The 22,130-nt window shown below is 64.2% G+C and carries 18 protein-coding genes; 13 read left to right on the top strand and 5 right to left on the bottom strand.

Annotation, left to right across the window (positions count from 1 at the left end; translation table 11 throughout):
• Positions 1-146: 146 nt before the first annotated feature.
• Together BMI89_RS11780 and BMI89_RS11775 are read left to right on the top strand one after the other, a co-directional pair.
• Positions 147-2,351: an NADP-dependent isocitrate dehydrogenase gene (locus tag BMI89_RS11780; RefSeq protein ID WP_078571049.1), complete on the top strand. Its 2,205-nt coding sequence runs from the start codon at positions 147-149 to the stop codon at positions 2,349-2,351.
• 90 nt (positions 2,352-2,441) lie between these two features.
• Positions 2,442-3,656 carry an NADP-dependent isocitrate dehydrogenase gene (locus BMI89_RS11775; RefSeq protein WP_078571048.1) on the top strand — a complete coding sequence of 405 codons (1,215 nt, stop codon included), beginning with the start codon at positions 2,442-2,444 and terminating at the stop codon, positions 3,654-3,656.
• A 253-nt stretch (positions 3,657-3,909) separates the two neighbouring features.
• Here the strand turns inward: BMI89_RS11775 and BMI89_RS11770 are convergent, their stop codons facing one another.
• Entirely contained in the window at positions 3,910-4,131 is a 222-nt protein-coding gene (locus tag BMI89_RS11770) for a hypothetical protein (RefSeq protein WP_078571047.1), read from the bottom strand.
• Between the two features lie 425 nt (positions 4,132-4,556).
• On the opposite strand from BMI89_RS11770, the gene BMI89_RS11765 reads away from it, so the two are divergent.
• The 10 genes from BMI89_RS11765 (at position 4,557) to gluQRS (ending at position 16,548) form a co-directional block, all read left to right on the top strand.
• The gene (locus BMI89_RS11765; protein ID WP_078571046.1) at positions 4,557-5,174 is read left to right on the top strand and encodes a YitT family protein; all 618 of its coding nucleotides are present in this window, start codon (positions 4,557-4,559) and stop codon (positions 5,172-5,174) included.
• A 119-nt stretch (positions 5,175-5,293) separates the two neighbouring features.
• Positions 5,294-5,941 (top strand): YitT family protein, encoded by a 648-nt coding sequence (locus tag BMI89_RS11760; protein WP_078521032.1) that lies wholly within the window; start codon positions 5,294-5,296, stop codon positions 5,939-5,941.
• Positions 5,942-5,959: 18 nt separating this feature from the next.
• Positions 5,960-6,295: an SMR family transporter gene (locus BMI89_RS11755; protein WP_078520728.1), complete on the top strand. Its 336-nt coding sequence runs from the start codon at positions 5,960-5,962 to the stop codon at positions 6,293-6,295.
• 98 nt (positions 6,296-6,393) lie between these two features.
• A complete protein-coding gene (gene typA, locus BMI89_RS11750; RefSeq protein WP_078540857.1) occupies positions 6,394-8,211 on the top strand; it encodes a translational GTPase TypA in 1,818 nt (605 codons plus the stop codon).
• Positions 8,212-8,359: 148 nt separating this feature from the next.
• Positions 8,360-11,176, top strand: a complete 2,817-nt coding sequence (gene gyrA, locus BMI89_RS11745) for a DNA gyrase subunit A (protein WP_078571045.1) — start codon at positions 8,360-8,362, stop codon at positions 11,174-11,176.
• Between the two features lie 324 nt (positions 11,177-11,500).
• On the top strand, positions 11,501-13,111 hold the full coding sequence (locus tag BMI89_RS11740) for a BCCT family transporter (protein WP_078571044.1): 1,611 nt from the start codon (positions 11,501-11,503) through the stop codon (positions 13,109-13,111).
• Positions 13,112-13,308: 197 nt separating this feature from the next.
• Positions 13,309-14,085: a hypothetical protein gene (locus BMI89_RS11735; RefSeq protein ID WP_078571043.1), complete on the top strand. Its 777-nt coding sequence runs from the start codon at positions 13,309-13,311 to the stop codon at positions 14,083-14,085.
• Between the two features lie 52 nt (positions 14,086-14,137).
• On the top strand, positions 14,138-15,487 hold the full coding sequence (gene trmFO, locus BMI89_RS11730; RefSeq protein WP_078571042.1) for a methylenetetrahydrofolate--tRNA-(uracil(54)-C(5))-methyltransferase (FADH(2)-oxidizing) TrmFO: 1,350 nt from the start codon (positions 14,138-14,140) through the stop codon (positions 15,485-15,487).
• Complete coding sequence (locus BMI89_RS11725; protein WP_078520734.1) at positions 15,484-15,678, top strand: hypothetical protein; 195 nt, start codon at positions 15,484-15,486, stop codon at positions 15,676-15,678. The genes trmFO and BMI89_RS11725 overlap by 4 nt, the downstream gene beginning before the upstream one ends.
• A gap of 21 nt (positions 15,679-15,699) precedes the next feature.
• Positions 15,700-16,548: a tRNA glutamyl-Q(34) synthetase GluQRS gene (gene gluQRS / locus BMI89_RS11720; protein WP_078571041.1), complete on the top strand. Its 849-nt coding sequence runs from the start codon at positions 15,700-15,702 to the stop codon at positions 16,546-16,548.
• Positions 16,549-16,576: 28 nt separating this feature from the next.
• On the opposite strand, the gene hisI is transcribed toward gluQRS, so the two are convergent.
• On the bottom strand, positions 16,577-16,939 hold the full coding sequence (gene hisI / locus BMI89_RS11715; protein WP_078540842.1) for a phosphoribosyl-AMP cyclohydrolase: 363 nt from the start codon (positions 16,937-16,939) through the stop codon (positions 16,577-16,579).
• A 61-nt stretch (positions 16,940-17,000) separates the two neighbouring features.
• On the opposite strand from hisI, the gene BMI89_RS11710 reads away from it, so the two are divergent.
• Positions 17,001-17,429, top strand: coding sequence for an iron-sulfur cluster assembly scaffold protein (locus BMI89_RS11710; protein WP_078571040.1), 429 nt, complete (start codon positions 17,001-17,003; stop codon positions 17,427-17,429).
• A gap of 168 nt (positions 17,430-17,597) precedes the next feature.
• On the opposite strand, the gene BMI89_RS21225 is transcribed toward BMI89_RS11710, so the two are convergent.
• The 3 genes from BMI89_RS21225 to ligA form a co-directional block, all read right to left on the bottom strand.
• Positions 17,598-17,720 carry a hypothetical protein gene (locus tag BMI89_RS21225; protein ID WP_255266459.1) on the bottom strand — a complete coding sequence of 41 codons (123 nt, stop codon included), beginning with the start codon at positions 17,718-17,720 and terminating at the stop codon, positions 17,598-17,600.
• A 112-nt stretch (positions 17,721-17,832) separates the two neighbouring features.
• Positions 17,833-19,923, bottom strand: a complete 2,091-nt coding sequence (gene recG / locus BMI89_RS11705; protein WP_078571091.1) for an ATP-dependent DNA helicase RecG — start codon at positions 19,921-19,923, stop codon at positions 17,833-17,835.
• On the bottom strand, positions 19,920-22,043 hold the full coding sequence (ligA, locus tag BMI89_RS11700) for an NAD-dependent DNA ligase LigA (RefSeq protein WP_078571039.1): 2,124 nt from the start codon (positions 22,041-22,043) through the stop codon (positions 19,920-19,922). The genes recG and ligA overlap by 4 nt, the downstream gene beginning before the upstream one ends.
• Positions 22,044-22,130: the final 87 nt, after the last annotated feature.

Below are 22,130 nucleotides of genomic sequence, written 5' to 3'. Positions count from 1 at the left end.
GCCACACTCGGCCCTTGCCCCCTATTCCGAGGCGTTCCTCCGGGATTTCGCGGAACCTCCGTATACAATCGCATACCGTCTAGCCAAGCGCATCTGAATCGGGTAAGAGGCAGCAAACCGAGGCTTCAACCGAAGAGGGCTGTGCCATGAGCGACAAGAACACTCCTGACATCATTTACACCAAGGTCGACGAGGCCCCGGAACTGGCGAGCGCATCGCTGCTGCCGATCGTGCGCAAATTCGCGCAAGCGGCCGGGATTTCGGTCGGCACCAAGGATATCTCGCTCGCGGGCCGTATCCTCGCCACCTTCCCCGAAGCGCTTACCGAAGAGCAGCGCCAGTCGGACGATCTGGCATGGCTCGGCGATTACGTAAAGACGCCGCAGGCCAACGTCATCAAGCTGCCGAACATCTCGGCCTCGGTGCCGCAGCTGGTCGCCGCCGTGCGCGAGCTGCAGGGTCAGGGTTACGCCCTGCCCAACTACCCCGAAGAGCCGAAGACGGACGCGGAAAAAGCCGTCCGCGCGAAATACGACTCGATCAAGGGCTCGGCCGTGAACCCGGTGCTGCGCGAGGGTAACTCGGACCGCCGCGCCGCCGCTGCCGTGAAGAAATTCGCGCAGAACAACCCGCACCGCATGGGCGAGTGGACCGCCGACAGCAAGACCCGCGTGGCCACCATGTCGGAGGGCGATTTCTTCTCGAACGAACTCTCGGCCACCCTGCCGAAAGCGTCCACCGCGAAGATCGTTCTGGAAGGCGCAGATGGCGAGACCGTTCTGAAGGACGGCGTGAGCTATCCCGAAGGCACCGTGGTCGACGCGACCTACATGTCCGCTGACAAGCTCGACGCGTTCCTCGCCGAGGAAATCAAGAAGACCAAGGACGAAGGCGTCCTGTTCTCGCTGCATATGAAAGCGACGATGATGAAGGTCTCCGACCCGATCATCTTCGGTCATGCGGTGAAGGAATGGCTCAAGCCGGTCTTCGAGAAATACGGCGACAAGATGAAGTCGCTCGGCGTCGATCCGGCTTCGGGCATGGGCGATCTGCTGGAGCGCGTCAAAGGCGAGCCGGAAATTCTCGCCGCGATCGAGGAAGTCCGCGACCAGCGTCCGCCGATGTATATGGTGAACTCGGACAAGGGCATCACCAACCTGCACGTGCCCTCCGACGTCATCATCGACGCCTCGATGCCCGCGCTGATCCGCGCCGGCGGAAAAGGCTGGGGCCCGGACAACAAGGAACACGACTGCGTCTGCGTGATCCCGGACAGCTCCTATGCGCCGGTTTACGATGCGACGATCGAGTATTTCAAAGCCAACGGCAAACTGAACCCCGCCACCGCGGGCACCGTTCAGAACATCGGCCTGATGGCGCAGAAAGCCGAGGAATACGGCTCGCACCCGACCACCTTCGAGATCCCGACCGACGGCACCGTGAAGATGGTGCTCGACGACGGCACGGTTCTGCATTCGCATGACGTGAAGAAGGGCGACATCTGGCGTTCGGCCTCGGCCCGCAAGGCGCCGATCGAAGACTGGGTGAACCTCGCCATCGACCGTCAGAAAGCGACCGGCTACCGCGCGATCTTCTGGCTCGACGAGACCCGCGCCCACGATGCGGAGCTGATCTCCTTCGTGAAGCCGATCCTTGAGGCCAAAGGCGTGGCCGACAAGTTCGAGATCATGGCCCCGCGTGAGGCGACCATCGCCTCGCTCGAGACCATCACCAAGGGCGAGAACACCATCGCGATTACCGGCAACGTGCTGCGCGATTACCTGACCGACCTGTTCCCGATCCTCGAGCTGGCCACCTCGGCCAAGATGCTCTCGATCGTGAAGCTGATGCAGGGCGGCGGTCTGTTCGAGACCGGCGCTGGCGGCTCGGCGCCCAAGCACGTCCAGCAGCTGGTGGAAGAGAACCACCTGCGTTGGGACTCGCTTGGCGAATTCTGCGCCCTCGGCGAGAGCTTCAAGTTCTTCGCCGACCAGACCGACAACGCCAAGGCGCGCGTGCTGGGCGAAACCGTCGAGACCGCGACGCAGGGCATTCTCGACAACGATCGCTCGCCTTCGCGCAAAGTCGGCGAGCCCGACAACCGCGCCAGCCACTACTGGTTCGCCCGCTACTGGGCCGACGCGCTGGCGGCACAATCGAGCGATGCCGAGCTGGCCGCCGAATTCGCCCCGATCGCCAAGGCGCTGGCCGATGGCGAAGCGAAGATCGTGGCCGAACTGGCAGAGGTTCAGGACAAGCCCGCCGATATCGGCGGCTACTACCACGCCGATCCGAAAAAGCTCTCGGCGGTGATGCGCCCGAGCGAAACGCTCAACGCCATCATCGGCTGAGAGCACTGAGACAGAGGGGCGGCGCGGGCCGCCCCTTTCGATTCCCGGCCTCCCCGGAACACAAACCCGTGAATTTTGGAAGGAACGCGCATGACCAAGATCAAGGTAGACAACCCCGTCGTCGAACTCGACGGCGACGAGATGACCCGCATCATCTGGGACTTCATCAAGCAAAAGCTGATCCTGCCCTATCTCGATATCGACCTGAAATATTACGACCTCGGCATCGAGAGCCGCGACGCGACCGACGACCAGATCACCGTCGATGCGGCCGAGGCGATCAAGCAATACGGCGTCGGCGTCAAATGCGCGACGATCACGCCCGACGAGGCGCGCATGGAGGAGTTCAATCTCAAGCGCATGTATCGTTCGCCCAACGGCACGATCCGCAACATCCTCGGCGGCGTCATCTTCCGCGAGCCGATCATCTGCAAGAACGTCCCGCGCCTCGTTCCGGGCTGGACCAAGCCGATCGTCGTGGGTCGTCACGCCTATGGCGACCAGTACAAGGCCACCGATTTCCGCTTCCCCGGCAAGGGCACGATCACGCTGAAATTCGTGGGCGACGATGGCGAAGTGATCGAGAAGGAAGTGTTCAAGGCCCCCGACGCGGGCGTCGTGATGGGCATGTACAACCTCGACAAATCGATTATCGACTTCGCGCGGGCCTCGCTGAACTACGGCCTGCTGAAGGGCTGGCCGGTGTATCTCTCGACCAAGAACACGATCCTCAAGGCCTATGACGGCCGCTTCAAGGATCTGTTCCAGCAGGTCTTCGAGGAAGAATTCGCCGAGAAGTTCAAGGAAGCGGGCATCTGGTACGAGCACCGCCTGATCGACGACATGGTGGCGAGCTCGCTGAAATGGTCGGGCGGCTATGTCTGGGCCTGCAAGAACTACGACGGCGACGTGCAGTCGGATACGGTCGCGCAGGGCTTCGGCTCGCTGGGCCTGATGACCTCGATCCTGATGACGCCCGATGGCAAGACGGTGGAAGCCGAGGCCGCCCACGGCACGGTGACGCGTCACTACCGCCAGCACCAGCAGGGCAAGGAGACCTCGACAAACTCCATCGCCTCGATCTTCGCCTGGACCGGTGGCCTGAAGCACCGCGCCAAGCTGGACGACAACGCGCAGCTCCAAACCTTCGCGGAAACGCTCGAGAAGGTCTGCGTGCAGGCGGTCGAAGACGGTCACATGACCAAGGACCTCGCGCTGCTCGTCGGCCCCGATCAGAAATGGCTGACCACGATGGGCTTCCTCGAGAAGATCGACGAATACCTGAACAAGTCGCTGTCGCTGTAAAGCGCGCGAAACGGGTTGAGGAAGGCGGAGGAAACTCCGCCTTTTTTCGTTTCTGGCACGGGGAGACCAGCCCCGGGCCGCGCCCGACCTCCCCCCGGGAGGGCGCATTGGCGAAGACATCGCAGGCACGACCGACACACGGGCCTGCACGAAAAAGCGTCAAGCCACGAACGAGGCACAGCGCCCACCCGAGGTCGGGCGCGTCCCTCAATCCTTAGTCGGGCCGGGCGCATCACACGCCCGGCCCTTTCTCTTACCGCATCATGCTCCACGGCTCTGGCGGAGGCTCGGCGGGCCCGAGCCCGATATCTCTGCGCAAATGATCGCTGAGCTGCCCCGCATCGAGCGGGCGCGGTTTGCCGCCACGCGCGATCAGCGCAAACAGCGCCGCGCGGAGAACTTTGCCTGCGCCGAATTTGGCAATCGTGGCTTCGATGGTGAATGCGTCGCGCGGACGCTCGAGAGTCTGGATCATGTCATGTCCCGGCGCGGGTCTCCGCCCGCAACCGGCCTTTCTTCTACTGATGTGAAAGAAGACCCGACGGGGACCGCGAGAACGCGGCCAAGATGCGTCACGACAGGATCGGGACGCGGAAATCGGGTCAGTTTGCGGGAGTGGGGCCTAGGCCCCGGGGCGTATCGGGAGGGTCAGTCCTGGCGTCGTGCGACGCGAGTGGTGCCCGAAAAACCGATACGGGTTTCGCACTGCGATGCGAGGGCTTGGCGATATGACATCATGGCGGCCCTCCTCTTGTCTTGGGCATTGCGAATGGCGCCAATTGGCCCGATCCAGAAAGCCGCGGCAACTCACGCGACTGTGATCCGCAGGTATTCGAGCACCTCTGTTGCCGATGCGCCTCAGTTCTTGCACTTGACGTTGCCGCGTGGCATCTGAGCGCCATGAGCGAGACCCGTATCCAAGACCCGCACCGCCACACCCTGCCCGAGGACACCCAAGGGCTTCTCACCGGCACCTTGCTGGTGGCGCTGTCGGTGTCGCTGCTGCATGGCGCGGGGCTGTTCACCGGTCAGATCGCGGGCCTGTCGCTGGTGCTGTCTTACGTCACCGGATGGAGCTTCGGCGCGATCTTCTTCACGCTCAACCTGCCCTTCTACTGGCTGGCCTTCCGCCGCATGGGCGCGCGGTTCACGGTGAAGACGGTGCTCTCGGTCGCACTCCTATCCGGATTTACCGAAATATTCCCGCATTTTCTGAGCTTCGCCATCCTCCACCCCGGTGCTGCCGCCGTGCTGGCGGGCGTGACCGCAGGCGCGGGCCTTCTGGCGCTGTTCCGCCACGGCGCGAGCCTTGGCGGCGTGGGGATCGTGGCGCTTTACCTGCAGGACAAGACTGGCTTCAAAGCGGGCCGCACGCAGATCCTGTTCGATTGCGGCGTGTTCCTCTTCGCGCTCTTCGTGCTGCCGCTCGACAAGGTGCTGTGGTCGCTGCTGGGCGCGATGGTTCTGAACGTGATCATCCTGATCAACCACCGCCGCGACCGCTATATCGCCACCTGATCCGGGCGTGATCTGCGGGCAACGGGTCCGCGCACCCTGCCCCGACCCTTTCGCGCGATGCAAAGCCGACCTGCGCCCAGCGATTTGGTAGGTCAGCTATTATGCCCTATTATTGGGTCATGACCACTGACGCACATATCACCGCCGACCAGATCGCAGCCAAAGAGGCGACCCGTCCGCATTACTCGAAGCTCGAGGATCTGCAGGGCCTTGTCGTGGCCGCCGCACAGGCCGCGCTGGGGATTCACCTGCTGCGCGCCGCAGGCCTCGTGACCGGGGGCACCGCGGGCGCCGCGCTGATCCTGTCCTATATCACCGGGTTCAGCTTCGGGGTCGTGTTCTTCGTGATCAACATCCCCTTCTACGCCTTCGCCTATTTCGCGCGCGGCGCAGGCTTCGCGCTGAAAAGCCTCGTGACCGTGACGCTCGTGTCGCTGATGGCCGAGGCGCTCAAACCCGTCCTGCATGTCGCCGAAATCCACCCCGCCGTGGCCGCCGTGCTGTTCGGGATCTCGGCAGGCGTCGGCCTTCTCGGCCTCTTCCGCCACAAGGGCTCGCTCGGCGGTGTCTCCATCGTCGCCGTGATCCTGCAAGACAAGTTCGGGTTCCGCGCGGGCTGGACGCAGCTGATCCATGACCTGTGCCTGTTTGTCATCGCGAGCTTCATCCTCGCGCCGCCGCTGGTGCTCTACTCGCTTTTGGGCGCACTCGTGTTGAACTTCATCGTTGCGATGAACCACCGTCGCGACTGGTATATCGCCGAGTGATCCGGCAGACTGCCGGACATGTTCAACACCTACCTCTTCCTGCTCATCGCGGTCGCCTTCGAGACCTTCGGCTCGGCCTGTCTGCAGGCGAGCCAGCAATTCTCGCGGTTCTGGCCGACGGTGGGCGTGGCGGTGGGCTTCATCGGCGGGCTCTATTTCTTCACGCTGGTGCTGAAGGTGCTGCCGCTCGGGATCACCTATGCGCTGTGGTCCGGGATCGGCATGGTGCTGATCGCGGGCGTGGGCTGGCTGATGTTCAATCAGCGGCTGGATTTGCCCGCTCTGATCGGGATCGCGCTGATTCTGACGGGGATCATCGTGATCAACCTGTTCTCGAAATCGCATTTCCACTGACGTGATGCCGCATCGCGGCGCGATTGCCGCGCTGGGGGCTAGCCGAGAGGCGATCTTTCCTTTATGGGCGGGGCAACTCAAGAACAGGACGACCTCCCATGGACCTTCGCAACATTGCGATCATCGCTCACGTGGACCACGGCAAGACGACGCTCGTGGACCAGCTTCTGCGCCAATCGGGCGCTTTCCGTGAAAACCAAGCCGTCGCCGAACGCGCGATGGACAGCAACGACATCGAACGCGAACGCGGCATTACCATTCTCGCCAAGGCCACCTCGGTCGAGTGGAAAGGCACCCGCATCAACATCGTCGACACCCCCGGCCACGCCGATTTCGGCGGCGAGGTGGAGCGTATCCTGTCGATGGTAGACGGTGTAGTGCTGCTGGTGGACGCAGCCGAAGGCCCGATGCCGCAGACCAAGTTCGTGACCTCGAAAGCGCTCGCGCTCGGCCTGAAGCCGATCGTGGTGCTCAACAAGGTCGACAAGCCCGCCGCCGAGCCCGATCGCGCGCTCGACGAGGTGTTCGACCTCTTCGCAAACCTCGACGCCGATGAAGAGCAGCTCGACTTCCCGCACCTTTATGCTTCCGGCATCGGCGGCTGGTGCGACGAAGAGCTGGACGGCCCGCGCGAGAACCTCGACGCGCTGTTCGATCTGATCCTGAAGCATGTCGAGCCGCCGAAGCAGGAATTCCGCGCTGACGAGCCCTTCCAGATGCTGGCCACCACGCTCTCGGCCGACCCGTTCATCGGGCGTATCCTCACGGGCCGCATCGAGGCGGGCACGCTGAAGGTCGGCGATCAGCTCAAGGCGCTCTCGCGCAAGGGCGACCGCATCGAAGCCTTCCGCTGCACCAAGATCCTCGCCTTCCGTGGCCTGTCGCAGCAGCCGATCGACGAAGCCGTCGCAGGCGACATCGTCACCGTCGCGGGCATGACCAAGGCGACCGTGGCCGACACGCTCTGTGCGCCCGAAGTCGACACCCCGATCGACGCGCAGCCGATCGATCCGCCGACGATCTCGGTGACCTTCGGCATCAACGACTCGCCGCTCGCCGGTAAGGACGGCTCGAAGGTCCAGTCGCGCATCATTCGCGACCGCCTGATGAAAGAGGCCGAAACCAACGTCGCGATCCGCGTCGAGGACACCCCCGGCGGCGACGCCTTCGTAGTCTCGGGCCGTGGCGAACTCCAGATGGGCGTTCTGATCGAGAACATGCGCCGCGAAGGGTTCGAGCTGTCGATCTCGCGTCCGAAGGTGATCTTCCGCGAGGAAGACGGCCAGCGCATGGAGCCGATCGAGGAAGTCATCATCGACGTGGATGAGGAATATTCCGGCGTCGTGATCGAGAAGCTGACCGGCTACCGCAAGGGCGAGCTGGCCGAGATGCGCCCCGCCGAGGGTGGCAAGACCCGCATCGTGGCCCATGTCCCCTCTCGCGGCATGATCGGCTATCAGGGCGAGTTCCTGACCGATACCCGCGGCTCGGGCGTGCTCAACCGCCTGTTCCACGGCTGGACCCCTTACAAGGGCCCGATTGACGGCCGCCGTCAGGGCGTGCTGATCTCGATGGAGAATGGCGTATCGGTCGCCTACGCGCTGTGGAACCTCGAAGAACGCGGCAAGCTGTTCATCGGCGCGCAGGAGCAGGTCTACACCGGCATGATCATCGGCGAGCATTCGCGCGAGAACGATCTCGAAGTGAACCCGCTCAAGGGCAAGAAACTGACCAACGTCCGCGCTTCGGGCACGGATGAAGCGGTCCGCCTGACCCCGCCGACGCGGATGTCGCTCGAGGAAGCCATCGCCTATATCAACGATGACGAACTCGTCGAGGTCACGCCGAAATCGATCCGCCTGCGCAAACTGCACCTCGATCCGCACGAGCGTAAGCGCGCCGCGCGCGAAGCGTGATCGGTTGCGGCCCGCGCCGCACCGGAACACCGCAAGCTGACGTCACGAAGAAGGCCCCGCGCACCCGCCGGGGCCTTCTCCATGATTGCACCCGCCGCTTGCGGCCTTTATAAGGTTCCACAACAATATCTAGAATATCGAGGCGCGCGTGACCGACACTCCTGAACCGCCGGAAACCGAAGAAGAAGGCCCCGGGCGGCCCGCTTATCTCGGCCCCACTGTGTCCATCGCGGACGAGATGAAAACCGCCTATCTCGATTACGCGATGAGCGTGATCGTGAGCCGCGCAATCCCCGATCTGCGCGATGGTCTGAAGCCCGTTCACCGGCGCATTCTCTTTGCGATGCACGAGACCGGGAACACGTTCGACAAGCCCTATCGTAAATCGGCACGTCCGGTCGGCGACGTGATGGGTCAGTATCACCCTCACGGCGACGCCGCGATCTACGACGCGTTGGTGCGCATGGCGCAGCCCTTCTCGATGTCGCTGCCGCTGCTCGACGGTCAGGGCAACTTCGGCTCGATGGATGGCGATAACGCGGCAGCGATGCGCTACACCGAAGTGCGCATGGCGAAACCGGCCAATTACATTCTCGCCGATATCGAGAAAGACACGGTCGATTTCCAGGACAACTACGACGGCAAGCAGGAAGAGCCGACGGTGCTTCCGGCGCGCTTCCCGAACATGCTGGTCAACGGCGCGGGCGGTATCGCTGTCGGCATGGCGACCAACATTCCGCCGCATAACCTCGGCGAGGTCTGCGACGCGACGCTGGCGCTGATCGACAACCCCGACATGTCGGACGAGGCGATCATGGAGATCGTCCCCGCCCCCGACTTCCCCACCGGCGGCCTGATCATGGGCCGTGGTGGCGCACGCAAGGCTTACCTTGAAGGTCGTGGCTCGGTCATCATCCGGGCGAAAACCCGCGTGGAAGAGATCCGCAAGGACCGCTTCGCGATCGTGCTGGACGAGATTCCCTATCAGGTGAACAAGGCGGCGATGATCGAGAAGATCGCCGATCTCGTGCGCGAGAAGAAGCTCGAAGGCATCTCCAACATCGCCGACGAATCCGACCGCGTCGGCGTCCGCGTCGTGATCGAGCTGAAGCGCGACGCGACTCCGGATGTGGTGCTCAACCAGCTTTTCCGCTTCACGCAGATGCAGACCTCCTTCGGCTGCAACATGCTGGCGCTGAACGGCGGCCGCCCCGAGCAGCTGACGCTGCGCCAATTTCTCAGCTATTTCATCAGCTTCCGTGAGGAAGTTGTCGCACGCCGCACCGCGTTCGAACTGCGCAAGGCACGCGAGCGCAGCCACGTTCTGTGCGGTCTGGCCGTGGCAGTGTCGAACGTGGACGAGGTCGTCGCCACCATCCGCTCCTCGGCCGATGCGGCAGAGGCTCGCGCCCGCCTGATGGAGCGCCGCTGGCCCGCGCATGACATCGTCGAATATCTCAAGCTGATCGACGATCCGCTGCATCCGGTCAACGATGACGGCACCTACAACCTGTCGGAAACGCAGGCCCGCGCGATCCTCGATCTGCGCCTGCAGCGCCTGACCCAGATCGGCGTGAAGGAAGTCACGGATGAGCTCGCCCAACTGGCCGAGAAGATCCGCGAATACCTCGCCATCCTCGCCTCGCGCGAGCGGATCATGGCGATCATCGCCGACGAGCTGCGCGAAGTGCGCGAGCTCTTCGCCGTGCCGCGCCGCACCGAGATCATCGACTGGGCCGGCGACATGGCCGACGAAGACCTGATCGAGCGCGAAGACATGGTCGTGACGGTCACGCAGGGCGGCTATATCAAGCGCACGCCGCTTGCCGATTTCCGTTCGCAGAAGCGTGGCGGAAAGGGGCTCTCGGGTGGCGCGCTGAAGGACGACGACACCGTCACCACCCTGTTCGTCGCCAACACCCACACGCAGCTTCTGTTCTTCACGACCGAAGGCATGGTCTACAAGATGAAGTGCTGGCAACTGCCGCTCGGCTCGCGCCAGTCCAAGGGCAAGGCGATCGTCAACATCCTGCCGATCCCCACCGGCGTCTCGATCGCGGCGATCACGCCGGTCGATCGCGACGAGGCGGAATGGGACGACCTGCAGATGGTCTTCGCGACCTCCAAGGGCACTGTGCGCCGCAACCGCCTGTCGGATTTCACCAACGTCATGCGCAACGGCAAGATCGCGATGAAATTCGAGGACGAGAACGAAGGCATGCGCCTGATCAATGCGCGCATCTGTTCCGAGGATGACGACGTGATGCTGGTCACCGCCAGCGGTCGCGCGATCCGCTTCCCGGTGCCGGAAGTGCGCGTGTTCAACTCGCGCAATTCGGTCGGTGTGCGCGGTATCAAGCTGAAAGGCGATGACGAGGTCGTCTCGATGTCGGTCATCCGCCACTTCGAGGCCACTTCGGAAGAGCGCGTGGCCTACCTCAAGCAGCGTCGCCTGATGGCGGGCGTGACCGAGGAAGAGATCGAGCCCGACGAGGACGAGGAAGCCGTGGCCGAAGGTCAGCTGTCGACCGAGCGCTACGCCGAGATGTCCGCCGCCGAGGATCTGATCCTGACGATCACCTCGAAAGGCTCGGGCAAGATCTCGTCGAGCCATGACTACCCGACCCGCGGTCGTGGCGGTCAGGGCGTGACGGCGATCGACAAGGCGATGCGAGGCGGCCCGCTTCTGGCCTCCTTCCCGGTCGAGATGAGCGATCAGATCATGCTCGCTACCTCGACGGGTCAGTCGATCCGCTGCCCGGTGGAAGACATTTCCTTCCGCTCGCGCTCTGCCGGTGGCGTGCGTGTGTTCAACACCGCCAAGGGCGAGGTCGTGGTCTCGGTCGCGCGGATCGCCGATCAGGGCGATGACGACGATCTGGATCCGGAGGCCGAAGGGCCGACCGATGCGCCGGACGCGCCCGACACGTCGGGTGACGGCGGCACGCCGGATAGCGAAAGCTGATCCCGTACGGGCTGTTCCCAATTCGGAACGGCTTCGCAAAAAGCAATGAAATCAAGCCCCCGCTCCGCAAGGACGGGGGCTTTTTCTTGTTACAGGACGGGGTCGACGTCTGGAACTTCGGCGGGCGCGTGGCGCTCGGCAAAGGCTCGAACAAGAAGCTGTTCCGCTACCGACCCACCTTCTGATTGCAGACGCATTCCGATGTTGCGGCCCGGCCACGCGCCGGGCCGTTTCCATTTTTTCTTTTCTCCAATATCCCGTCTGCGCGGAACCACCCCTGAAGCCACCCGTTGCGGTTGCACTATTAGAAACAGGGAGAGTTTCATGAAAGCCTTTGCAGACAGGCTCGGCCTACGAACCGACCCCACCATTTTTTTCGTATCAGCAGGCTTCACGATCCTCTTCGTGCTCGCGCTTGTCATCTTCCCCGGCCCGATTGGCGATGCGTTCGCCACGGGCCGTTCTTGGATTGTCACCAATCTCGGCTGGTTCTTCATCCTCGGCGTAAACATCTGGCTCGGGTTCCTGATCTGGGCCGCACTGTCGCGCCACGGCCATATCCGGCTGGGTCCGAGGGACAGCCGCCCCGAATATGGCAATCTGTCATGGTTCACGATGCTCTTCGCGGGCGGCATCGGCACGGTGCTGATGTTCTGGGGCGTGGCCGAGCCGATCAGCCATTTCTCCAAGCCGCCACTGCCGGGCGTCGCGCCCTATTCCGACGAGGCCGCGAAAGACGCGATCTCCATCGCGGTCTATCACCTCGGCCTGCATACCTGGACGATCTTCACGCTGCCCGGTCTGGGGTTCGCCTATTTCATCAACCGCTACGACCTGCCGGTGCGGGTCTCTTCGGTGTTCTATCCGCTGCTGAAGGAAGGCATCAACGGGCCGATCGGCAAGGCGATCGACATCGCCTCGATCCTCGGCACGCTGTTTGGCGTGGCCGTCTCGCTCGGCCTCGGCTCTAGCCAGATCGCCGCCGGTCTGGATGCGCTTCTGGGCACGGGTGACGGCACGTTCGTCAAGATCGCGATCCTGACGGTGCTGACCGCCGTTGCGATCACCTCGATCGTGGCGGGGCTCGACAAGGGCGTGAAGCTGCTGTCGAACATCAATATCGGCATGGCCGTGGGCCTGATGGTCTTCGTGCTGATCTTCGGCTCGACCCTGTTCCTGCTGCGCGGGATCGTGCAGACCGTCGGCCTCTATCTCACCAACCTGCCGCATCTGGCCTTCTGGAACGACATGCTGGCCAACGAGAACCCCGACACGCCCGGCTGGGGCTGGCAGGGCTCGTGGACGGTGTTCTACTGGGCCTGGACGGTGACTTGGTCGCCCTTCATCGGGTTGTTCGTGGCCCGCATCTCGCGCGGCCGCACGGTGCGCGAATTCGTCTTTGGCGTGCTGCTGGCGCCCTCGCTCTTCACTCTGATCTGGTTCGCGATCTTCGGCTGGCAGGCGATGGAGTTCGACGGCATCGGTCAGGCCGCCCGCGATGCGATGGGCGATCAGGCGGGGCAATTGTCGCAAGCGGTCTCGGATAGCGTTCCGCTCGCGATGTTCGCCTTCTTCGAGCACTTCCCCTTCGTCCATATCGTCCAAGGCATCGCGGTGATCGTGGTCGCGATCTTCTTCGCAACCTCGTCGGACTCGGCGTCCCTCGTGGTCGATATGCTCTGCACCGGCACACCGACGCCGGGCCCGGTCCATCAGCGCGTCTTCTGGGGCGCAGCAGAGGGCCTCGTCGCGGCGATGCTGATCGTGCTCGCAGGCGATGCGGGGCTAACGGCGCTGCAACAGGTCATCACGGTCGTAGGCCTGCCGATCTTCATCCTCGTGTCGATGATGATCCCCTCGATCATAAAGGGCTTCGCGCTGGAGGATATCGACCACGTCTCGATCGGCAAGCGGCCCAAGCTGGACGATTTCTGATCGCGCGATCCCGAGGGCAGACCCTATCGAACGGCCCGGAGTGGAAACGCTCCGGGCCGTTAACCCATTAGAAAGTTTAACCCTTCCTTAAGACCCACCCGCCTGCCAAAAGAGATCAAAGCCGCAGCGGAGCATGGGCCCGAAGCGCAGCCGGCGAAGATCGGCCTTGTTCAGTTACCGCGTCACGAGGTCCGATCATGCGCCACACTCCTGTCTCTGCCCTGCGGGGCGCCGTATTCTGTCTCGCCGCAGCCGTCAGCGCTGCCCCCGCGCTTGCCCAAAGCGCGCTTGGCTTCACCGGGGCCGAACTGACGATCCAAAACACCACCGGCGACTTTGGAGCCGCCCGCGCCGATCTGAGCGCCGATTTCGCCCTGACCCCGGCGCATGGGCTGCAACTCGATCTCGGCGCAAATGATGCCGGTCCGCGCTGGCGCGGCGATCTCGCGGCGCATCTCTACATGGCGCCCACGGAGCGCGCCAAATACGGGCTCTTCGCCGCCGTCTCCGACACCAGCCACGCTAGCCAGACGGCCTATGCGGCGGGCGCGGAAGCGATCTGGGCTGTCGGCGCGCGCGGCAGCATCTCGGCACGCGCCGGGCTCGGCACCGTCAAACCCGGCAGCAACGATTACGTCTTCGCAGGCCTCGGCGGACGATGGGACGTCAGCCCGCGCACGACGCTCACCGCCGACCTTTCCGTCGTGGACATCTCCGAACTCGCCTTCAGCACCCGCGAGACCACCGCCGCGCTCGGCATAGGCCACCGGCTGGGCGACGGCCCCGCGACGCTCTTCACCCGCATCGAGCGCGCCCATTTCACCGGTCGCCCCGACAGCCGCGACGAGACCCGTCTCGCCCTCGGCCTCACAGTGCACTTCGGCTCGCGCGGCCACGGCGTGCGCAACCAGAGCTTCGCGCCGATCCACCCGCTCGACGGGCTATTTGCGCGCGGCACCTTCGCCCTGGACTGAGCCGCTGCGATCGGCCTTCCCTTTTGCCGCTTTGACCACTACATGAGCGGCCATGACAGAAGAACTCCATATCGTCGGCGGTGGCATGGCGGGCTCGGAAGCAGCCTGGCAGGCGGCGAATGCCGGCATCCGCGTGGTGCTGCACGAAATGCGGCCCAAGGTCGAAACCTTTGCGCACCAGACCGGCAACTATGCCGAGATGGTCTGCTCGAACTCGTTCCGCTCGGACGATCACGAGCGCAATGCCGTGGGCCAGCTCCATTGGGAGATGGGCGCTGCGAACGGGCTGATCATGGACACGGCGCGCAAGCATCGTCTGCCCGCAGGCGGCGCGCTGGCCGTGGACCGCGAGGCGTTTTCGCAATCCGTGACCGAGGCGCTGCGCGCCCATGAGAATATTTCCTTTACCGAGGAAGAAGTTACGGAGCTTCCTTCAAGCGGAAAATGGATCTTCGCGACCGGCCCGCTGACCTCGGAATCCTTGGGCAAAGCGATCCTGCAAGCGACCGGCGAAGAGCGTCTGGCCTTCTTCGACGCCATCGCCCCCATCGTCTATGCCGACACGATCGACATGTCCGTCGCGTGGCGTCAGTCGCGCTACGACAAGGGCGAGACCGAGGAAGAGCGCACGGCCTATATCAACTGCCCGATGACGAAGGACGAATACGAGGCCTTCATCGACGCTCTGCTTGAGGCCGACAAGACCGAGTTCCACGAGGGCGAAACCGCGGGCTATTTCGACGGCTGCCTGCCGATCGAGGTGATGGCCGAACGCGGCCGTGAAACCCTGCGCCACGGGCCGATGAAGCCCGTCGGTCTGACCAATGAGCACGACCCGCAGACCAAGGCCTGGGCCGTGGTGCAGCTGCGCCGCGACAACGCGCTTGGCACGCTCTACAATATCGTGGGCTTCCAGACCAAGATGAAGTACGGCGCGCAAGCCGCTGTTTTCCGGATGATTCCGGGCCTTCAGGATGCCAAATTCGCGCGGCTGGGCGGCATCCACCGCAACACGTTCATCAACTCGCCGACGCTGCTCGATGCGCAGATGCGTCTGAAATCGCACCCGAACCTGCGCTTCGCGGGCCAAATCACCGGCGTGGAAGGCTATGTCGAGAGCGCCGCGATGGGGCTGCTGGCCGGTCGTATGGCCGCTGCCGAGCTTCAAGGCCGCGAACTGCCGCCGCCGGGACCCGAAACCGCGATGGGGGCGTTGATCACACACATCACCGGCGGGGCCGAGGCGAAGACATTCCAACCGATGAACGTCAATTTCGGGCTCTTCCCGCCGATCGACGCCAAGGGCGGGCGGCGTGGCCGCAAAGACCGCTACAAGGCCTATACCGATCGCGCCAAGACGGTCTTCGGCGACTGGCTTGCGCAGCAAGGAGAGACTGTATGAATTACGTTCTGGCCCTGTTTCTGCCGCCGCTTTCTATCGTTCTGATCGGACGCATCTTCCTCGCGATCCTCGTCTTCGTGATCTGGATTCCGGCGATCATCTTCTCGGGCGGGCTGACGCATCCGATGTTCATCCTGCTCGCCTGGATCCTGATCTATCAGGCGCATGCGGATCGCCGCGCGGGCGGCTGATTTGGCGGGGTGCGCGCGTCAATGATCACACGCTTCGCCCCCTCGCCAACGGGCCCGCTGCATCTGGGCCATGCCTATAGTGCGATCTTCGCGCATGACATGGCACGCAAGGCCGGCGGCCAGTTCCTGCTGAGGATCGAAGATATCGACCAAAGCCGCGCGCGACCGCATTGGGAAGAGCAAATCTATGACGATCTGCGCTGGCTTGGGCTGACCTGGGACGGGCCGGTTCTCCGCCAATCGGACCGCTTGAACATCTATCGCGAAGCCCTTGAAACACTTTGGGAAAGAGACCTTCTCTTTGCCTGCACCTGCACGCGGCGTGATATCGAGGCGGCAGCCTCCGCACCGCAGGAAGGCGTGCAATACGGGCCCGACGGTCTGATCTACCCCGGCACCTGCCGCGAGCGCGGCGCGCGTCGCCCCGGGGCTCCGCTGCCCGACAGCGCGCTACGCCTGAACATGATCCGTGCCGCCCGCGATATCCGTTTCGAAGAAATCTGCGCGCTGCACAAAGGCACGCATAACGTCTCCCGCGCCGATCTGATCGACAAGGTGGGCGATGTCGTGCTCGCGCGGCGCGAGATGGGCACGTCCTATCATCTCGCAGTCGTGCTCGACGATGCCGCGCAAGCCATTACTCATGTCACCCGCGGCGCGGACCTGTTCGACGCCACGCAGATCCATGTTCTGCTTCACGCGATACTTGAACTTCCGACGCCAACTTATTGCCATCACGACCTAATTCGTGACGAGAACGGCAAACGCCTCGCCAAGCGCGACGACGCCCGAGCCATCGCGAAATACCGCGAGGACGGGGCCACCCCAGACGACATTCGCCGCATGGTCGGGCTGCCCGCTTCCTCTTGACGGAAATATCCTCCCCGAAGGGCCGGTCTCAATCTTCCATCGGCGTGAGGATCTCGACCTCTTCGCCATCGCGGATCGCGGTATAGAAGCACGACCTGCGATTGGTGTGGCAAGCCGGGCCTTCCTGCTCGACCAGCACCAAAAGCGCATCGCGGTCGCAATCGACCCGCATCTCGCGCAGGCGCTGCACATGGCCCGAGGTCTCGCCCTTCACCCAGAACGATTTCCGCGAGCGCGACCAATAGGTTACGCGCCCTGTTTCAAGTGTCTTCGCGACGCTTTCCGCGTTCATCCATGCCATCATCAGGATATCGCCCGAGAGCGCATCCTGCGCGATCGCGGGGATCAAACCGTTGGCGTCATAGGTCAAGCTGGCGGGATCGAATGGCATCGGCTCTTTCCTTCCTGTGGCTCAGGTTCTATCTACGCCGGACGGGCCGAAGGGGAAAGAGATGAGCGACACCGATCTGATCAAGCTCTATTCGCAGCGTATTCTGGCGCTCGCCGCCGATATGCCGGGCACCGATCCGCTCCCCGCGCCTGATGTGACCGTACGCAAGCGCGCGCCGCTATGCGGCTCCACGGTCGAGGTCTCGCTGACCTGCACGGATGGCCGCGTGACCGGCTATAGCCAGACCGTGCACGCCTGCGCGCTGGGTCAGGCTTCGGCTGCGATCTTCGGGGCACAGGTGGTGGGCCGCACGCGTGACGAGGTAGCAAAGCTGCGCGATCAGCTGGCCGAGATGCTCAAGGGCGGCCCCGTCCCCGATGCGCCTTTTGGCGAGTATGAGGTTCTGCAAGCCGCGCGCGACTATCCCAACCGGCACGGCTCGATCCTGCTCGCGCCCGAGGCGACGCTCGAAGCGCTCGAGCAGTGCTGAGCCGCTAACCCCTCTCTCCATCGCGATGAAAAAAGCCGCCACCCGAAAGAGCGGCGGCTGAAGTTGCGCTTTACGGACAGGCGGGCCTGGGGGACAGGCGAAGCCGCAGGTTTGGGACAGGTGCGGCAGCCAAAAAGCGCGAGGCAGTAACGATGAGACAGGTCGGGCTTAGAGGAGCCCCGGCAGCCAAAGCGCCATGATGAAGCTTGCGCAAAGCGCGATGCCCCCCACGGCGTCGGCCAGCAGCGTGCTGTGATTGCGGTCGAGAAGTTCCTTGATTTCCTTGGCCATCTGGCACCTCCATTCCCTCTGTTGCCCCTTTGTTCTCATAATTGACGTCGCGGGTAAAGAACTTTTTAGGAACATTTGAGAACACTGGGGGAGAACGCGAGTCGAACGGGGCTCAGCCGATGCCGATCAGACGGATCGCGCGGTCCTGTTCCATCAGCCACAGCAGCACCCGCGCCGCCTGTCCGCGCGGGCCGCTCAACTCGGGATCGTCGGACAGGAGCTTGCGCGCATCCGACTGCGCCACCGCCATCAGACCGGCCTGGCGTTCGAGGTCAGCCACGCGAAAGCGCGGCAGGCCCGATTGCGCCGTGCCGATCACATCGCCCGCCCCGCGCATGGCGAGGTCTTCCTCGGCGATGCGGAACCCGTCCTCGCTTTCGCGCAGGATCGACAGGCGCCGTTCGGCCGTCTCGCTCAAGGGCGTCTGGTAGATCATCAGGCAGGTCGAGGCCGCAGCCCCGCGCCCGACCCGCCCGCGCAGCTGATGGAGCTGCGCGAGACCGAAGCTCTCGGCCCGCTCGATCACCATGATCGACGCGTTGGGCACGTTCACGCCCACCTCGATCACCGTCGTCGCGACGAGCACCCGGGTCTGCCCCTTCACGAAGGCCGCCATCGCGGCGTCTTTCTCGGCCGACGGCATCTGGCCGTGAACCAGCCCCACGACATCGTCGCCAAGCGCCGCGCGCAGCGCCAGAAAACGGTCGGTCGCAGAGCTCAGGTCAACCCGCTCGCTTTCCTCGACCAGCGGGCAGACCCAATAGGCCTGCCGCCCCTCGGCCACCGCCTTGCGCAGATGCTCGACCACCTCGCCCATCCGCTCCATCGCGACGAGCGCGGTCTTGACGGGCGTCCGGCCCGGCGGCTTTTCGTCCAAGAGGCTCACATCCATGTCGCCATATTGCGCCAGCGCGAGCGAGCGCGGGATCGGCGTCGCGGTCATCACCAGCACGTCGACCGCCTGCCCCTTGGCGCCCAGCTCCATCCGCTGCGCCACGCCGAAGCGATGCTGTTCGTCGATCACGGAAAGCCGCAAATCCTGAAATTCCACGTCTTTCTGAAAAACCGCATGGGTGCCGACGAGGATGCCGATCGCACCCGAGCCCAGATCGGCGAGCTTGCGCGCCCGCTCCGCCCCCTTGTCGCGCCCGGTCAGGATCTCCAACCGGACGCCCGCCGCCTCGGCCAGCGGCGCCAGACCTTCGAGATGCTGGCGCGCGAGGATTTCCGTGGGCGCCATCATCACGCCCTGCCCGCCAGCCTCTACCGCCGTCAGCAGCGCCATGAAGGCGACCAGCGTCTTGCCCGCGCCGACATCGCCCTGCAGCAGCCGGTTCATCCGCCGCTCGGAGCCCAGATCACCCGCGATCTCGGCAATCGCGCGGGTCTGAGCGCCGGTCGGCTTGTAAGGCAGGCTCGCCAGCACCTGCGCCGAGAGCTTGCCCGTGCCACGCGTCACCCGGCCCTTCTTGCGCCGCGACTGACGCCGCGCGAGCGCGAGCGTCATCTGGTGGGCGAAAAGCTCGTCATAGGCGAGACGCGCGCGCGCCGGCGCGGTGGCCGAAAGATCGTCAATCTTTTCAGGGTGATGCGCTGTTTTCACCGCGTCCTGCCAATCCGGCCAACCCTCGCGGCGTTTCAACGCATCGTCGATCCATTCCGGCAGGTCGGGCGCGCGCGCCAAGGCCCCCTCCGCCGCCTTCGCCATCAGCTTTTGCGTGACGCCCGCGGTGAGCGGATAGACCGGCTCGAACCGCGGCATCTCACCCGCATTTTCGGGCGCCAGGATGTAATCGGGATGCACGATCTGCGCCTGCCCGTCATAATTCTCGAGCTTGCCCGAAATGATCCGCCGCGCCCCGTTGGGCATCTGTTTCGCGAGCCAGTCGCCGCGCGCGCGGAAGAAAACCAGCGTGATGTCGCCCTGCGCGTCATGGCACAGAACCCGATCCGGCGCGCCTTGTTTGCGCGCGGGACTATGGGCGCCGATGGTCACCTCGACGGTGACGGTGGTGCCCGCTGGCACGCCTTGCACGGTCGCGACGGGGCGGCGGTCGATCACCGAATAGGGCAAGGTGAACAGCACATCGCGCGGGCGGGTGATCCCCAACCCTTCGAAATGCTTGGCCGTTTTCGGGCCGACGCCCGCGAGACTGTCGAGCTCGGCGAAGAGCTCGAAAAGCTCTGCGGGCCGCGTGCTCATGCGCCCCTCGCGAGCGCGATCCATTCATCCTCGTCGATGACGCGGATGTTCAACTCGGCCGCTTTCTTGGCTTTCGAGCCCGCGCCGGGCCCTGCGACGAGCAGGTCGGTCTTGGCGCTGACCGAGCCCGAGACCTTGGCCCCAAGCGCCTCGGCGCGCGCCTTCGCCTCGGCTCGCGTCATCTTCTCCAGCGTGCCGGTGAAAACGACGGTGAGGCCCGAAACCGGACTGTCGGATTTCGGCTTTTCGGCCTCCTCGACACTCAGATGCGCGGTGAGACGGTCGATCGAGGCGCGCTCGGCCTCTTGCTGGAACGTCGTCACGACGGATGTTGCGAGCGTCTCGCCGACGCCGTCGATCGAGATCAGATCGTCCCATTCCGCGCCCTGCCCGCACTCGGCCTGCGTCATCGCGGTCTCGAACGCGTTCCAGGTGCCGTAATGCGTGGCGAGCATCCCGGCGCTGGTCTCGCCGACATGGCGAATTCCGAGCGCGAAGATCAGCCGTTGCAGCGGGATCGTGCGTTTCTCGGCGATCGCGGCAAAGAGGTTGCGCGCGGATTTCTCCCCCCAGCCCTCGCGGTTCTTGAGTTGCTGGAGGCCCTGCCCGTAGCGCTCTTCCAGAGTGAAGATGTCGGCGGGCTCCTTGATCCAGCCATCCTCGTAGAATTGCTCGACCTGTTTCGCGCCGAGCCCTTCGATGTCGAACGCCGCGCGGGAAACGAAATGTTTCAGCTTTTCCACGGCTTGCGCGGGGCAGATCAGACCGCCCGTGCAGCGGCGCACCGCATCGCCTTCTTCGCGGATCGCCTCGGATCCGCAGCGCGGGCAATGGGTCGGAAAGTCGTAGGGCACCGCATCGTCGGGACGACGCGTGAGGTCCACATCGGCGATCTTCGGGATCACGTCCCCCGCGCGATAGACCTGCACCCAGTCGCCAATGCGGATATCCTTGCCGCCGCGGATCTCGGCGCCCTTGGAATCGCGCCCGGCGATGTAATCCTCGTTATGCAGCGTAGCGTTCGAGACGACGACGCCGCCCACGGTCACCGGCGTCAGCCGCGCGACCGGCGAGAGCGCCCCGGTGCGACCGACCTGAATGTCGATCCCTTCGAGCTGCGTCCAGGCAAGCTCGGCGGGGAATTTATGCGCGATCGCCCAACGCGGCGTGGTCGAGCGGAAGCCCAGACGCCGCTGCAGCGCGAGGTCGTTCACCTTGTAAACGACGCCGTCGATATCGTAGCCGAGCGTGGCGCGCCTGGCCTCGATCTCGCGGTAATGGGCGAGCATATCGGCCGGACCATCGCAGAGTTCCGTCAGCGGATTGGTCTGGAAACCGAGCGATTGCAGCCGCGCGATGGCGTCGATCTGGGTGTCGGCCAGTGGCGCGGACAGCTCGCCCCAGGCATAGGCGAAGAATTTCAGCGGGCGCGACGCGGTAACTTTCGGGTCGAGCTGGCGGAGCGATCCGGCGGCGGCGTTGCGCGGATTGGCAAAACGCTTTTCGCCCGCGGCTTCGTTGCGGGTGTTGAGCGCCTCGAAATCGGCATGGCTCATATAAACCTCGCCGCGGACTTCCAGCACGTCGGGCGCATCCGCGATCGACGTCGGAATGTCGTCGATGGTGCGGGCGTTTTCGGTGACGTTTTCGCCAACCGCGCCGTCGCCGCGCGTGGCCGCGTGGATCAGCTTGCCGTGTTCGTAGCGGATCGACAGCGACAGACCGTCGATCTTCGGCTCGGCCGTGTAGTTGAGCGGGGCATCCGTTTTCAGGCCGAGGAAGCTGCGGATGCTCTCGTCGAATTCGGTCACGTCCTCGTCGGAGAACGCGTTGGCGAGGCTCATCATGCGGACGGCATGGGTGATCTTGCCGAAGCCTTCGGCCAGTTGCCCGCCCACCTGTTCGCTGGGCGATTGGTCTGATTTCAGCGCGGGGAATTTCGCCTCGATCGCCGCGAGCCGCTGCTTGAGCGCGTCATACTCCGCATCCGAAATCTCGGGCGCGTCATGGGTGTGATAGGCAGTATTGGCCGCCGCGATCTTCGCGATCAGCTCGGGCAGCTCGGCGCGGGCCTCGGCCTCGCTCAGCGCGTCGATCTCGGTGCGGCTTGGCTCGGACATAAAAAGACCCCCTCGTGCTGACCTTGGTTTAGGCAAGCACCGAGGGGGCGTAAAGAGCCGTGACGACGGAGATCATCGGCTTTCGAG

The organism is Thioclava sp. F36-7 (genome assembly GCF_002020075.1).
Taxonomy (GTDB): Bacteria; Pseudomonadota; Alphaproteobacteria; order Rhodobacterales; family Rhodobacteraceae; genus Thioclava; species Thioclava sediminum.
This window is presented reverse-complemented; position numbering and strand designations above follow the sequence as displayed.